16 protein-coding genes and 1 pseudogene are annotated in these 13601 nt (G+C 70.4%); 10 read left to right on the top strand and 7 right to left on the bottom strand.

Annotated features, from left to right (window positions below; translation table 11 throughout):
* The first annotated feature begins 13 nt into the window (after nucleotides 1–13).
* The 4 genes from OG758_RS24350 to OG758_RS24335 are packed head-to-tail and all read left to right on the top strand — an operon-like array spanning nucleotide 14 to nucleotide 3645.
* On the top strand, nucleotides 14–715 hold the full coding sequence (locus OG758_RS24350; protein WP_382062324.1) for a polysaccharide deacetylase family protein: 702 nt from the start codon (nucleotides 14–16) through the stop codon (nucleotides 713–715).
* Nucleotides 712–1854, top strand: coding sequence for a glycosyltransferase (locus tag OG758_RS24345; RefSeq protein WP_326711915.1), 1143 nt, complete (start codon nucleotides 712–714; stop codon nucleotides 1852–1854). The genes OG758_RS24350 and OG758_RS24345 overlap by 4 nt, the downstream gene beginning before the upstream one ends.
* A gap of 7 nt (nucleotides 1855–1861) precedes the next feature.
* The gene (locus OG758_RS24340) at nucleotides 1862–2524 is read left to right on the top strand and encodes a lipopolysaccharide biosynthesis protein (RefSeq protein WP_326711914.1); all 663 of its coding nucleotides are present in this window, start codon (nucleotides 1862–1864) and stop codon (nucleotides 2522–2524) included.
* Entirely contained in the window at nucleotides 2524–3645 is a 1122-nt protein-coding gene (locus OG758_RS24335) for a GNAT family N-acetyltransferase (protein WP_326711913.1), read from the top strand. Before OG758_RS24340 ends, OG758_RS24335 begins: the two co-directional genes overlap by 1 nt.
* Nucleotides 3646–3679: 34 nt before the next feature.
* Here the strand turns inward: OG758_RS24335 and OG758_RS24330 are convergent, their stop codons facing one another.
* On the bottom strand, nucleotides 3680–5047 hold the full coding sequence (locus OG758_RS24330; RefSeq protein ID WP_326711912.1) for a glycoside hydrolase family 26 protein: 1368 nt from the start codon (nucleotides 5045–5047) through the stop codon (nucleotides 3680–3682).
* A gap of 129 nt (nucleotides 5048–5176) precedes the next feature.
* On the opposite strand from OG758_RS24330, the gene OG758_RS49095 reads away from it, so the two are divergent.
* A complete protein-coding gene (locus tag OG758_RS49095) occupies nucleotides 5177–5746 on the top strand; it encodes a hypothetical protein (RefSeq protein ID WP_382062313.1) in 570 nt (189 codons plus the stop codon).
* A gap of 269 nt (nucleotides 5747–6015) precedes the next feature.
* Here the strand turns inward: OG758_RS49095 and OG758_RS24320 are convergent, their stop codons facing one another.
* The 3 genes from OG758_RS24320 to OG758_RS24310 form a co-directional block, all read right to left on the bottom strand.
* Complete coding sequence (locus tag OG758_RS24320; protein ID WP_326711911.1) at nucleotides 6016–6792, bottom strand: chaplin; 777 nt, start codon at nucleotides 6790–6792, stop codon at nucleotides 6016–6018.
* Between the two features lie 103 nt (nucleotides 6793–6895).
* On the bottom strand, nucleotides 6896–7078 hold the full coding sequence (locus OG758_RS24315) for a chaplin (protein WP_326716014.1): 183 nt from the start codon (nucleotides 7076–7078) through the stop codon (nucleotides 6896–6898).
* Nucleotides 7079–7304: 226 nt separating this feature from the next.
* A complete protein-coding gene (locus OG758_RS24310) occupies nucleotides 7305–7718 on the bottom strand; it encodes a rodlin (protein ID WP_326711910.1) in 414 nt (137 codons plus the stop codon).
* Between the two features lie 235 nt (nucleotides 7719–7953).
* On the opposite strand from OG758_RS24310, the gene OG758_RS24305 reads away from it, so the two are divergent.
* From OG758_RS24305 to OG758_RS24295, 3 genes are all read left to right on the top strand, one after another.
* Complete coding sequence (locus OG758_RS24305; RefSeq protein WP_326711909.1) at nucleotides 7954–8364, top strand: rodlin; 411 nt, start codon at nucleotides 7954–7956, stop codon at nucleotides 8362–8364.
* Between the two features lie 626 nt (nucleotides 8365–8990).
* Nucleotides 8991–9890 (top strand): LCP family protein, encoded by a 900-nt coding sequence (locus OG758_RS24300; RefSeq protein ID WP_326711908.1) that lies wholly within the window; start codon nucleotides 8991–8993, stop codon nucleotides 9888–9890.
* A 109-nt stretch (nucleotides 9891–9999) separates the two neighbouring features.
* The gene (locus OG758_RS24295; protein ID WP_326711907.1) at nucleotides 10000–10407 is read left to right on the top strand and encodes a rodlin; all 408 of its coding nucleotides are present in this window, start codon (nucleotides 10000–10002) and stop codon (nucleotides 10405–10407) included.
* A gap of 95 nt (nucleotides 10408–10502) precedes the next feature.
* On the opposite strand, the gene OG758_RS24290 is transcribed toward OG758_RS24295, so the two are convergent.
* A complete protein-coding gene (locus OG758_RS24290) occupies nucleotides 10503–10778 on the bottom strand; it encodes a hypothetical protein (RefSeq protein ID WP_326711906.1) in 276 nt (91 codons plus the stop codon).
* 252 nt (nucleotides 10779–11030) lie between these two features.
* Between OG758_RS24290 and OG758_RS24285 the strand changes: the two genes are divergently transcribed.
* Both OG758_RS24285 and OG758_RS24280 read left to right on the top strand, forming a co-directional pair.
* A complete protein-coding gene (locus OG758_RS24285; RefSeq protein WP_326711905.1) occupies nucleotides 11031–11462 on the top strand; it encodes a hypothetical protein in 432 nt (143 codons plus the stop codon).
* Nucleotides 11463–11683: 221 nt separating this feature from the next.
* Nucleotides 11684–12251 (top strand): annotated as a pseudogene (locus tag OG758_RS24280) (flavoprotein).
* 40 nt (nucleotides 12252–12291) lie between these two features.
* Here OG758_RS24280 and OG758_RS24275 read toward each other — a convergent pair.
* The gene (locus OG758_RS24275; protein ID WP_326711904.1) at nucleotides 12292–12618 is read right to left on the bottom strand and encodes a hypothetical protein; all 327 of its coding nucleotides are present in this window, start codon (nucleotides 12616–12618) and stop codon (nucleotides 12292–12294) included.
* Nucleotides 12619–12860: 242 nt separating this feature from the next.
* On the bottom strand, nucleotides 12861–13277 hold the full coding sequence (locus OG758_RS24270; protein ID WP_326711903.1) for a hypothetical protein: 417 nt from the start codon (nucleotides 13275–13277) through the stop codon (nucleotides 12861–12863).
* Between the last annotated feature and the right edge of the window lie 324 nt (nucleotides 13278–13601).

Here is a 13601-nt window from a genome sequence, read left to right as displayed (position 1 = left end):
GATGTGGGTCGCGATGTACCACTCCGTGGACGACTGCCGCGACGACCCGTACCGCATCACCGTCTCCCCCGAGCGCCTCCAGGAACAGCTCCGCCGGCTGCGCAGGCGCGGGCTGCGCGGGGTGGGCATGACGGCGCTCCTGGAGGCCCGCGCGCTCGGCACGGACCGCGGCCTGGTGGGGCTCACCTTCGACGACGGCTACTGCGACTTCGTCGACAACGCCCTGCCGCTGCTGCGCCACTACGGCTGCGGCGCCACCCTGTTCGTCCTGCCCGGACGCCTCGACGGCGTCAACGAGTGGGACCCGCTGGGCCCGCGCAAGCCGCTCCTGTCGGAACGCGGCATCCGGTCCGCCGCGTCCGCGGGCATCGAGATCGGCTCGCACGGCCTCACGCACGTCGACCTCACCCATGTCGACGACCGCGTCCTGCGCGCGGAGACCGAGGACAGCCGAAGACGCCTGGAGGAACTCACCGGACGCGAGGTCCCCGGCTTCTGCTACCCCTACGGCACCGTCGACCGCCGTGTCGCGGACGCCGTACGCCATGCCGGATACCGCTACGCCTGCGCCATCTCGCCGGGCGACCTCACCGGCGAATTCGCCCTGCCGCGCGTCCACGTCGGCCAGGCGGACGCGGCCTGGCGCCTCGAACTGAAGCTGCGCCTGCACCGCCTGCGCCGCCGCCCGTCCACCGCGCCGGAGGCCCGTACATGAGGACCCTGCACGTCATCACGGGCCTCGGCACCGGGGGAGCCGAACAGCAGCTGCGCCTCCTGCTGCGCCATCTGCCCGTCCACAGCGACGTGGTGACCCTGACCAACCCGGGCACCGTCGCCCGCGGCCTGACCGCCGACGGCATCCGCGTCGTGCACCTCGGCATGACGGGGAACCGCGACCTGGGCGCGCTGCCCCGGCTCACCAAGTTCGTGCGCGACGGCCGTTACGACCTCGTGCACACGCACCTGTACCGCGCCTGCGTCTACGGCCGGTTCGCCGCGCGCCTCGCCGGGGTCCGCGCCGTGGTCGCCACCGAGCACTCGCTGGGCGAGAGCCGGATGGAGGGGCGCCCGCTGTCCGCCGGTGTCCGCGCGCTCTATCTGGCGGGCGAGCGGGTGGGCCGGGCCACCCTGGCGGTCTCCCCGTCGGTGGCCGAGCGCCTCGTGCGGTGGGGGGTGCCCCGGCACCGTATCCACGTCGTGCCCAACGGCATCGACGTGGAGCGCTTCGCGCACGACCCGGCGCTGCGCGACCCGACCCGCCACGTGTTCGGCCTGCACCGGGACGACTTCGTCATCGGGGGAGTCGGCCGTCTCGTCCCCGGCAAGCGCTTCGACGTCCTCGTACGAGCCCTGGCCCAACTGCCGGACTACGTAAGGCTTCTCCTCGTCGGGGACGGTCCCGAGGAGCAGCGGCTGCGCGGGCTCGCCCAGGAACTGGGCGTCGTGCGCCGTGTCGTGTTCGCCGGCGAGCGCCCCTACACGTCCCCTTCGGGCCGCGTCGGCGACCCCGATCTGCCGGCCCTCCTGAACGCGATGGACCTGCTCGCCTCCCCGTCGGACGAAGAGGCGTTCGGCCTCGCCGTCGTGGAGGCACTCGCCGCAGGGCTGCCCGTCCTCTACGTCAGCTGCCCCGCGGTCGAGGACCTGCCGCCGCACCTGGAGTCCGCGGCCGTCCGCGTCCCCGGCGACCCGGAGTCGTTCGCACGACAGGCGCTGCGGATCGTGGCGGCCCGCCCCTTTGGCCGCACCCCGTCCCCGGCAGCCCACCACTACAGCATCGCCCGAAGCGCCGAACAGCACCTGCGGCTGTACGGGGCGGCCCTGGGCGGTTCGGATTCGAGAGTTCGAGAGTGAGTAAGTGATGACCGATGCTCCTCACCGGCGGGTCGGCCCGGCCGGTCCCCCCGCCCGGACGGCCACCCGCGTGAAGCGACTCCCCCTGTGGTCGCTGATCGCGGCCGGGGTCCTCCTGGGCGGTGTCGCGGGCGGCGCGTACGGCGTCCTGAAGACGCCGCAGTACTCCGCCACGAGTTATGTGATCGCGGTGCCGGACGAGAAGACCGACCCCTCGGTCGCGCTCGGCTTCGCCCAGGCCTACGGCCGTGTCGCCACCCAGGACGCGGTGCTCGGCGACGCCCAGGCGCGGGCGGGGGTTCCCGTGAAGAAGCTCCAGAGCAGCGTGCAGGCGCAGACGTCGCCGGACGCGCCGATGGTCGCGGTGTCGGCGACGTCCGCGAAGCCGCGCGAGGCCGCCGCCATGGCCAACGCGGTGGCCATGGCGCTGACCGTCACCGCCGACCGCACACAGGCCAGCACCAAGGTGAAGCTCCTCCAGTTCTCGCGCGCGATGAAGCCCACCTCGCCGTCCTCGGCGTCCCCCCGGGTGACCGCGCTCGTGGGCGCCAGCGCGGGCGGCCTCCTCGGCGGGCTCGTGATGCTGGTCCGGCCCCGGCGCGAGCGGACGGAGACGAACGCGACCGTCCCCGGGCCCGCAGCGGCCGCGGATCTGCAGGGGAGCGTCTGATGCGGCCCGGGGGCGGAGACCTGTCGGTCGAGGTGTGCACCGACAGCGTCCGGTTCGGCGAGCTGGGCCAGGAGTGGGAGGCGCTGTACCGCGGTTCACGCACCGCCACCCCGTTCCAGAGCCATGCCTGGCTGCACTCCTGGTGGCTCTCGTACGGGTCCGGGCGCGGCCTGTGCGTGGTCCTGGTCCGTGACGGCGGGCGGCTCGTCGCCGTGGCGCCGCTGATGCGGCGGTGGCGGCCTCTGCCGGTCCTGGTGCCGCTCGGCGGGAGCATCTCCGACTTCTGTGACGTCCTCGTCGACGACGACGGCGGTGGGGGAGAAGGCGCCGGGGCCCGCGTGCTGGGCGACGCGCTGTGGCGGCTCGCCCGCACCCATGTGATCGACTTCCGTGAGGCGCGCCCGGGAAGCGCCGTCGAGCGCCTCTACGAACGGTGGCCGGGGCCGAGGCGCCGTCTCGACGACTCCCTCTGCCTGGAGCTGCCGCCTGTCCCGATGGACGACATCGTGGGCCGGTTGTCGGCGTCCCGCGGGCAGCGCGCCCGCGCCAAGATGCGCAAGCTGGACGCCCTCGGGATCGAGCGCCGTGTCGTCCCGCAGAACGAGGTCGACGGCTCGGTGCGGCGCCTGGTCGAGCTGCACCAACTCCAGTGGCAGGGCCGCAAGGTGACGACGGAACACCTCAGGCCGCGCTTCTCCGAGCACCTCACCCGCTCGGTCTCGCGCATGGCGAGGTCTGGCGACGCGGTGGTGACCGAGTTCCGCATCGACGAGACGGTCCTCGCCGCCGACCTGACCCTCCTGTCGCCGCGCCTGGTCGGCGGCTATCTGTACGGCGCCCATCCGGGCCTGCGCGAACGCAAGGCCGACATCACCACGATGCTGCTGCGCTCGTGCAGCGAGCACGTCCAGGAGCGCGGGTCCGGCTCCCTGAGCCTGCTGCGCGGCGACGAGCCGTACAAGCACCACTGGCGTCCCCACAGCGTCGTCAACCAGCGTTTCGTGCTGGCCCGGCCCGGCACGTCGGCGGGGCTCGCCCTCGCCGTCGGCGACGTGAAGGCACGCCGCCTCGGCAAGAGGGCGCTGCACGCGTGGAAGGCCCGGGGTGGCGGCGCGTCCTGACGACCCCGCCGCCACCGGCCGGGACACCGGCGCGTCAGGAGCGCCGCGACCACCAGTCGAACCGCAGGCACAGCTTCCCGCCGAGCCAGTAATCCACCCAGTCGCCGAGGTCGAGCGGCGCGCAGCTGGGCGGCGTCACCGGAGGCGTGACCGGCGGCGTCTCGGGTGTCGTGGGCTCCGTCGGCTCCGTCGGCTCCGTCGGCTGCGTGGGCTGCGTGGGCTTCGGCAGCGACGGCTCCAGGCGGCCGGAGAGCATCGAGCGGTACACCTGCGACGCCTGGGGGTTTTCGTCGCACTGCCAGACACCGTGCGGGCAGTAGTCCGTGATCGTGTTGTAGAGGGGCTTGTGCCGGTCGATCCACCCGATCATGCGCCGCATGTACTCCGGGTTGTCCCCATTACGGAACAGGCCCCACTCCGGGTACGAGATGAGCTTGTTGTGCGCCTTGGCGAAGTCAACGTGTTCCTGAAGCCCGTACGGCTCCGAGACCTGCTCGGAGAACGACTTGCCCTCGGGCTGGTCGTACGCGTCCATGCCGATCACGTCGACGACGTCGTCGCCCGGATAGCACTCGGTCCACGGCACGGCGTCGAGGCCCCGGCTGGGCGTGAAGTCGAAGCGGAACTTCTGCCCCGGCACCGACCGCATCGTCGTGACGATCCGCTTCCAGTACGTCTTCCAGGCCTCCGGGTCGGGCCCGCACCGGTGCGTGTACGTCGTCCCGTTCATCTCCCAGCCGGGCACGAGCACCGTGTCCGGGACCTTCAGGTCGACGAGGCGCTGGGCGAGGCGGCGGAAGTGTTCGTCGAAGTCGCCGGCCGCGCCCTGCCGCAGGAGGGAGCGGACCTCCGCGTCACCGACGTGCTCCTCGTTGCGCTCCAGCATCGGGACGTTGAGCACGAAGAGCCGGTCGTCCCGCTCGCGCCGCCACCTCGCCCAGTCCTCCAGGAACCCGGGGGCGCCCTCGATGTTGCTCCACCGGTCGCCCGGCAGGTAGGTGTGCCCGACGCGCAGTTCGGAGCCGCCGAGCCACCTGCTGAGCCGTCCCATGCGCTGCACGCCGCTCGGCCCGTAGTCGAGGTAGGCACCGAACGCGGGGAACGTCGAGGTGCCTGCCTGAGTACCGGTGACGCCGCCTGTGGGGGTGGGCGCCGGAGTGGGTGCCGTGGTGGGGGCGGGCGTGCCGGCCGTTGCCGGTGCGGGGGTCTCGGCGGGTGCGGCCGACGGCTGTGCCACCCCGGGGACGGGGGAGGCGGAGCCGGCCGGTGGCGTGTCGCCGGGCGTGGCCGCCCCGGCCGTTCCGGCGGAGAGCGAACCGGACGCGATCACCGCTGACGCGAAGATCCCGGCCGTCATCAAGGGGATGCGCCGGCTCGTGGTCTTTCGGCGTTGTGGGGACATGCCTACTCCTCGTGCCGCACTTCTTTCATTGCTGACACTCAGTCACACCAATGGGTAATGCGCCAACCGGGGACCGGCCTGCACGCCTCTTTCGTCGCCCGTTCGGGCTAGCACCGGGAATCTCCCCGTGTGCTCGGCAACAGCGTTCCCGCCGTGCCGCCGCGGATCGACCCCAACCCCTTCCACCACGGAACGCTCGGCGCCGTCCGGTCACTCGGCCGCACGGGAGTGGATGTCCATGTGGTGGCCGCCTCGCAGGGAAGTCCCGTACGGCGGTCCGGATTTGTGAGCGCGGAGCATCCGCCGCCGGGCCAGGACGCCTCCCTGGAGGAGATCGGCGCCACGCCTCGCCGGGTCTCGGTGAGCGTCGCGGGACCCACCGTCCTCATTCCCATGGACGACGCGGGAGCCATTGTGGTGAGCCCGCTGCGGGAGGAACTCCTCACCCGTTGCGGACCTGCACGCGACGCCTTCGTCGGGTCGGGCTTCGAGTCGCGCAGGCCGGGGCTCTTCCTCGCGGGCCTGATGGCCGCGGCGGACTTCGGCCCGTCGATGCGCTTCGTGCGCGGCGCGTCGTCCACCGCGCCGCATCTCGCGGCCAGGGGCATACGGCGAAGCGCGGCGGGCGTCTCATGGAGGGGCCCGCACTGTCCGGGCACCATGGCGGCGCACGACCCGCCGGCGACGGCCGACCGCTGAACGGTCGGACAGGTGACCGGAACCGCCGGGGCTGCGTTCGCGCCCGTGGCGTCCTTTGGAGTGACGGTGCGGGCGAACGGGTGAATCGGTTCCGCAGCGGGGGTCGCCCGGTGGTGGACTGGCCCGGTTGCGAGAGCGGCCCGGCTGCCTCCCCCATCAGCCGTCGGCGATTACGCCGCGGGGTGGCAGCAAGCGGTTGAACGGCCCTCTCCGCCGGCCGGGAAGAGCACGAACGTCGGTTCTTCCCGGCCTGGCGTACGGCGATCGCGTCACCGGGCGGCGGCACGTCCCCGCCGGTAGAGGATCCCGCCACCGATCAGCAGCCCCGCACTCGCCGCCGCGGCGGCCAGCAGATTCTCGTCCGCCCCGGTCTGCGCCAACTGCGTGCGCCCGCCCGTGACATGGGCGTGCTGCACGGGGGTCATCGCGTGCGGGGGAGTCAGTCTCTGCACCGCCGGCGGCTGGACCGTGGCCGGGGGCTCGACGGTACGGACGGTGGGCGGAGGCACCTCGGAGATCTCCTCGGGGGTGGTCACTCCGGAGGAACAGCGGTTGCCCGTGGCCGGGTTGGCCGCACCGACCACGTTCCCGGAGTTCCCGCACACGTTGACGGGAACGTCCACCGGAGCCTGCACGGAGTTGCCCGACAGGATGCCTGGTGACTGCTGTGCGTCACCCCTGGCGTGGGCACCGCCCCCGGACCTGTCGTCACCGCCGCGGTATCCCTCGTCTCCGGTCCCGTGGGCCGCACCGCCGGCGGCCCGGTCCGAGCCGCCACCGCGAGTGGGCGACGAGTGCGAACCCCCGTCGTTCGCACAGGAGTTGGCGAAAGTCGGATTGAGTGCGGCGACGACGTCGACCGTGTTGCCGCACGCGTTCACCGGGACGTCCAGGGGCGCCTGGACCGTGTTGCCCGACAGAATGCCGGGGGAGCCCGCCGCCTGCCCGTCTGCGCCCGACGCGGCGAACGCACTGGAGCCCGGCAGGGACAGAATGCTCGTCGCGGCCGCAGCCGCGACCATTCCCAAGTTCAGGGCCTGTCGCATCTCAGTTGTCTTCCTGCTCGCAGATGAAAGCCGGCCTCGGAGTGCTGGACGCGTCCAAGGCCGGCGGAGCCGCGGCCCGACGGCCGTGGCGCTGAATCAGTGATCAGTCGTTGTTGGCGCAGCCGTCGCCGAGCGCCGGGTTCAGCGCGCCGATCACGTCGACGGTGTCGCCGCACAGGTTGACCGGGACGTTGACCGGGACCTGCACCACGTTGCCGGAGATGACACCCGGCGAAGTGAGGGCGGCGCCCTCGGCACCGGTATCGGCGAACGCCGGAGCGGCCATGCCCAGGGCCAGCACAACGCCGGCGAGGATCGTCGCGCTCTTCTTGAGATTCACTCTCTTACCCTTCTCTCGTCGTTCATGACTGAGGTCATTACCTCGGTGTGAAAACGAGCCGTGAGGCGGAAGGGAACTGAGCCGTCCGCGTTAAAGAAGGGCTCTCAAGGCAAAGAAAACCGGGCCGCCGCGCCGGAGAAGGCGGGCGGCCCGGGTTCCCGGGGCTGGTGGATCAGCCGTTGTCGCGGCCGTTCGCGGACATGACCGGGATGTCGTCCACGATGTGCGAGAGCGGCTCGTCGCCCTTGGCCTGCGTGGAGTTCTCCGCGCACTGCTGGTTCTGCGGTGCCGACAGGACCGGGACGTCCTGGACGGCGACCGGCACCAGCAGACCGAACAGCGGGCCCACGTTGCCCTTGACCGGAAGACCGATGCAGGGCTTGTTCAGGGAGCCCTGGACCGCGCCGAGCTGCGGACTCTGGGCGCCGTACGTGGCGGAGTTGCCGTGTGCCTGCTTGGCGCCGACGCCGCTCGTGGACGTCGTGCTGCCGTCGTCACCGAGGGCCAGCGCCTGAGGGGCGGCCGCGGCCGAGACGCCTACGACCGAAACGGCGACCGCAGCCGCTGCCATTGCCTTCTTGAGCATTTCCAGTTCCTTTTCGCACAGACGGCAGTTAACGCTGCCCGGACAACAGGGCCTCGGACGAAATGGTTGCGGCACTTCACTCGGTCGGGCTGCACGTGCAGAGAACGATCGGCCGATAGTCATTTATTCGGCAATGCCCGGGCGAACCCGTCAGAGTGAACCCGGACAACCATGTGCGTAAATCGGAGTTGGGCAGGAGGCTCCCGGGTCGGGGGCAACGAGAAGGGAATTCATCGTGATGAAGAAGGTCATGGCGGCTGCCGCAGTCGCCGCCTCGGTCGCCGGTATCTCCGCGATCGCAGCCCCCCAGGCCATGGCGATCGACAACGACGGGGGCACCACGTCCACGAGCGGGGTCGGCGCCATGCAGGCGTACGGCAACTCCGCCACGTACGGCAGCATGAGCCCGCAGATGGCGCTCATCCAGGGCTCGCTCAACAAGCCCTGCATCGGCCTGCCGGCCAAGGCCAACGTCGGTTCGCTGATCGGCGCCGTGCCGATCTCCGTGCAGGACATCCCGGTTCTGTCGGCCCCGCAGACCCAGCAGTGCGTCGAGAACTCCACCCAGGCCAAGGGCGACGAGCCGCTCTCGCACATCCTGGAGGACATCCCGGTTCTGTCGGCCAACGGCACGAACAACGACTGAGCCGCAGCGTCATTCCGTTGGGTCGTCCGCCTGTCCGGCGGCCCAACGGCCTCGGCCGTCGCGGGGCCAGATGTCCCGGGCGACGATCTCGTCCCACTCCCGGTCGGGTAGCCCGGGAAGCGTTCTCCCCCGCTGTCTCCAGTTGTCGAACAGCGCCCCGTATAGGGGTTCGTCGATTTGCCATTCGGGCGACTCCCGGCTCTGCGGAATAAAGCCCTTGTGTGGTCGGCGGTTCTTGTTCTCCGGCACGGCACTTCGCCTTCCTCGTGGCGATCTCTGGCTTCTGTTCCATCTTCTTCGGAATCCGAAACAGGTCCCTCTAGGGCGAAAGGGTTACTTCCCGGCGGCGCGCGGGGCGGTCGCCGTTCAAGCTATTCGGCTGGCATACGGTGCCGTCAGATCTGTCCCCCTGCTGTGGAGCGAATCCGGTGACGAAGCGCCCTTCACGAACCAGCCGCCGGAGAAATGCCCGTCTGAGTGCGGCAGCCCTGGGTGTACTTATCGCGACGGCGGTTTCCGTGGCGGGTAATTCCGTATCCGCGCTGCCGTACAGGATTCAGCGGGTCGATGCGTTCAGCGGTGCCGTGAACCGCCCTGCCGCGGGCCCCGGCACAAATATTCTGCTCATGGGGACGGATGGCCGGGACACCATCTCGCGCCGGGAGAAGAAGAAGTTCCACGCCGGTGGCGTCTCCTGTAACTGCACCGATTCGCTGATGCTGATCCATGTCTCGCAGCAGCGTGACGAGGTCAGCGTGGTCAGCCTCCCCAGGGACTCGTTGGCGCGGATCCCCGCGCACCGCGACCCGGGCACCGGGGAGCAGTTCCCCGCCCACCCCGCGAAGATCAACGCTGCCTTCGCGGAGGGCGGCCCCGCGCTCACGGTCCGCACGGTGGAGGCCATGACGAAGGTCAGGGTCGACCACTATCTGCAGATCGACTTCAGACGGTTCATGGACAGCGTGAACACCGTCGAGGGGGTGGACGTCTGCACTTCCAGGCGGCTGTCCGACTCGGCCACCAAGCTCGACCTCCGGCCCGGCCGGCACCGCCTCGGGGGCGGTCAGGCCTTGCAGTACGTCCGCTCGCGCCATGTGGACGCAAGCGCCGACCTGGGGCGGATCCAGCGCCAGCACCGTTTCCTGATCAGCGTCATGCACAGACTCGCGACCGGCGGGATCCTCGCCGATCCGGGCAGGGCGATCGAACTGGCGAGGACGGTGCTCGGTGCCACGAAGGTCGACCAGGGGTTCACGCCGAAGGAGCTCGTCTCCCTCAGCACCGCTCTGAGCCGCCTGTCCCCCTCGCGGGCCGAGTTCACCACCGTGCCCATCGCCGGGTTCAACCCGGTCATCGAAGGCCTCGGAGAGACGCTGAAGTGGGACAAGGCGGCGGCGAAGAAGATGTTCGCCACGCTCAACAAGGACCGGACCCTCACCCCGCGCAACTCGACCGTGAAGCCCTCGGACCCCCCGCGCATCGGGGTCGAGACGGTGGTGCGCGGGAACACGCTGGCCTGTTTCTGACCGTAAGTGCGCTGGGCCAATCGGGTTGCACCGCGAAACCGCATCAGCCCGGCCCAGTTGATGACCATGCGGCTCCGTGACCGGAGCCCGCCAATTGAAGGGATTCACCATGAAGAAGCTGTGGGCAACCGCGGCCATCGCTGCCTCCGTCGCTGGTATGTCGGCAGTCGCCGCACCCCAGGCCCTCGCCCTCGGGGACGACACGGGCACCACGTCGAACAGTGGCAGCAACGCCGAGCAGGCGTTCGGCAACTCCGCCACGTACGGCAGCATGAGCCCGCAGCTCGGGCTCGTCCAGGGCTCGCTGAACAAGCCCTGCGTCGGCCTGCCGGCCAAGGCCAACGTCGGTTCGCTGGTCGGCATCGTGCCCATCGGCGTCCAGGACATCCCGGTTCTGTCGGCCCCGCAGAACCAGCAGTGTGTCGAGAACTCCACTCAGGCCAAGGGCGACGAGCCGCTCTCGCACATCCTGAACGACATCCCGGTTCTCGCCGCCAACGGCACCAGCAACAACTAGTAGCCGCGAAAGCGGGGGCAACCGGTGTCCGGTTGCCCCCGCTTTTCCGTGCCCGTTCTTCGCTGTCCGACTGCTGTCCGACAGCCGTCCGGTCTCTAGCTGACCGAGGGGAGGATTCCCGTCACCGGGGCCACCAGGTCGGTGACCTGATGCAGTTCGTTCAGCCGGTTCAGGCCGCCGAGCTGCTCGTTCACCGTGGGGATCTCGGCCTTGTGCTCGGCTGGAACGGCGCTGGTGGCGATGTCGTCGAGGCTGATCGGCTTCAGGCCGCCGAGGGGACCGACGGGAGCGGCCTCGGCCGCGGGCATGGCGAGAGCGGAGGCACCGGCGGCCAGAGCGACCGCGGCGAGAACACGTCGTGTGGAGATCATGCCTTCAGCAACGGCCGACGGGCACCGGGGGAAACGGGCGCGACGGCCCGCCCACCCGAGAGGCGTACCGAAGTCGTACGGAATCGCCCGTCCTGGGGCGGGCGCGGGGCGCGTGGCAGATCTGTGCGCCACCGGCCTCTCCGCACGCGGGCCAGGGGCGGGACATGGGGATGGGCGGGTGCCGGTCGTACTCGGTCACAGCTGAGTACCAGCGCTCTGGTCGGTCATGGAGTGAGCCGGAACCCTGGGCCCATGGACAGGAATGAACGACTGCCGAAGCGAACGTTCCACCTGCTGGCGACCATCGCGCTGGCCGGGGTGGCACTGGCGGCGTGGGCCGGCTGGCTGGGCTGGGACCAGCAGCGTGACGTGCACCCCGACGGCTCGACGACCGGCCCGTACGAGGCGTGGCAGGTGATCGGACTCGTACTGACCCTGCTGCCACCGGTGTACTGGGCGGCATCCCGGCGCTACGCCGCAGCCACGGTGCTCGGCCCGACGGCCGGTCTCACGGTGGCCGCCTATGTGGACTGGTCGGACGACGCGAGCGGCCTCTACATGGTCGGCGTGGGCCTCGTCATGGTGGGGACCCTGGTCGTGACCTCGGCGCTCTATGCGGTGATCGTCGCGATGACGGGACATGGCCCGGGGCGGCCGGGCGGGCGCCGCTGGTCAGCGCGCTGAAGGTCGAGGGTGAAGGTCGAGGGGGACGGTGGGGGCCCCGGATGAACTCCTGCCGCCGACCGGCGCTCGGCCGCCCGGAATCGCGGTGAGCAGCGCCCGCATCCCGTCCCGGCCCGCGCCGTAGCCGACGGCATGCACGCAGCGATGGTCCAAGCCCCCGAGCCCACCCCCCGTACGCTGCCCGAACGGCACCGCTTCAGCTGCCAACGGGGAGGCCCCAAGTGAGTGACCCTGCAAACCCGTCGGCCCAGCAGCCCAGGAACCCTTTCCTGTACGTCGTTGTCTGCGGGTCCGGCATAGCGGGCGAGGTCGGCAAGCTGATCACGGCGGCCCAGGAGGCGGACTGGGACGTGGGCGTAGTCGCCACTCCGCAGGGCCTCGGCTTCATGGACGCCGAGGCGGTGGAGGCCCGGACCGGCTACCCCATACGTTCGGCCTGGCGCGCACCCGGTGACCCGCGCCCGCTGCCGCCCGCCGACGCGATCGCGGTCGCACCGGCCACCTTCAACACGATCAACAAGTGGGCGGCCGGCATCTCCGACACCCTTGGCGCTGGGCATCCTGTGCGAGGCATACGGCTTCGGCATCCCCACCGCCGTCCTGCCGTACCTCAACGCCGCCCAGGCCGCCCACCCCGCGTACCGCCAGAGCCTGGACCGTTTGCGCGACATGGGCATCCTGATCGGTACGCACGAACCTCACCGGCCGAAAGCCGACGGAGAGGCCGCCCTCTTCCGCTGGGAGGAGGCGCTGGAACTGCTCGCCCCCGGACGACCCGCCGGGCAGTGACCGGCGCAGCCGCGCAACGGAGGGACCGGAACCACGAACGTCACCCGGAGGCGCCGAGCTCGGCCCGTAGACGAGTGCACACCTCTTCGACGGCTGCCTCGCCCGGCATCCGGTCGGCCTCGAACATGGCCAACTGCAGCACCGGTCCATAGGCGTTGTGCCTGGTCATGTCGGATCGGCACGCGGGCTGCACCACGAAGTGAAGGTGGCCGGGAACAGCGTCGGCGTGTGACCACAGGCAGACATAGACCTGTTCAGGGTTCATGGCGGCGGTCACCGCTGCGCTCGTTCGCTGGAGCAGGGGGCCCAGCTCCGCGGATTCACTGCCGGTCAGGTCGGACACATGCAGGACGTGCCTGATCGGCATGACCGCCAGCGTGCCCAGGCCCAGAGGGCCCTTCGAATGCTGCACGACCCAGTTCGCTGTCCTGAGAAGCGTCCCGCCCGGAAGCGGTTCGTCTCCGTGGACGAACCTGCATGCCATGCACGCGATACCTGCCATCTGCCAGTCTCCCCGGTTGCCGTGTTTCCCCTTGTGTCCTTCGGCCTGTCGACCACGTGAGGGCCGCGGCCCTTCCGCGCCCCCGCGGGCAGACCAGCCCCACCCCGCTAAGGCATCGACAAGTTCGGGGTACCTGTACGCCGGATCATCTCCACAATGAGCAGCGCATGCTCCCTGCGGGCCCAAAGCCGTACGGGTCCCGCAGCCGATGCGCACTCGATCACCAGCACGCCGATCGGGAGCCACAGCATTTCGCGGGAGGTCGCCTCGCGTGCGCGGACATAGCGCAGATCTGCCGGGAGTCGGCGCAGCCGCGTCCACGGCCAGCGAGGTATCCATCGGAACTCGCCTCCGGCCAGTACTCGGCCGAGGCTGTACCGGCGTCCTTCGTCCGGCAGATTGGCCCCGACCCGGAACAGGACCGCTTCCCCTGCCTCGGCCCGGGCAGCGGTCCGCCGCGCTCGCCGTGCCACGAGCAGCGCCCCGATCACCATGCCGACGAAGACGCAGACCGCTGTATTCATGCGCGAAGTAAAACAGGCGGCCAACTGATCGCCTAGGGGTTGGGCGCGCCTCTGACCTGGTATTTGAGCTGTCGGGGTGGCGGGATTTCGAACCCACGACCTCTTCGTCCCGAATGTGGTGAGCCCCTTACGCGACCTTGGTTCGGCGCGCTGTGCTCCGCGTGTTCACTCCGCGAAATTCGATTGGCGCCCGGCCCTCCATTTGGCCCCCATGGCGAAGGTTGGTGGATCTGCCATAGTCTGCCGCGTTGAGTGCCCGCCCCAAGATGACGTGGAGCGGATAGGGAGTAGCGTTTACTACTGAGACCGCAACCCGGGACGCGC

This window comes from Streptomyces sp. NBC_01474 (assembly GCF_035918215.1).
Classification (GTDB): domain Bacteria; phylum Actinomycetota; class Actinomycetes; order Streptomycetales; family Streptomycetaceae; genus Streptomyces; species Streptomyces aureus.
This window is presented reverse-complemented; position numbering and strand designations above follow the sequence as displayed.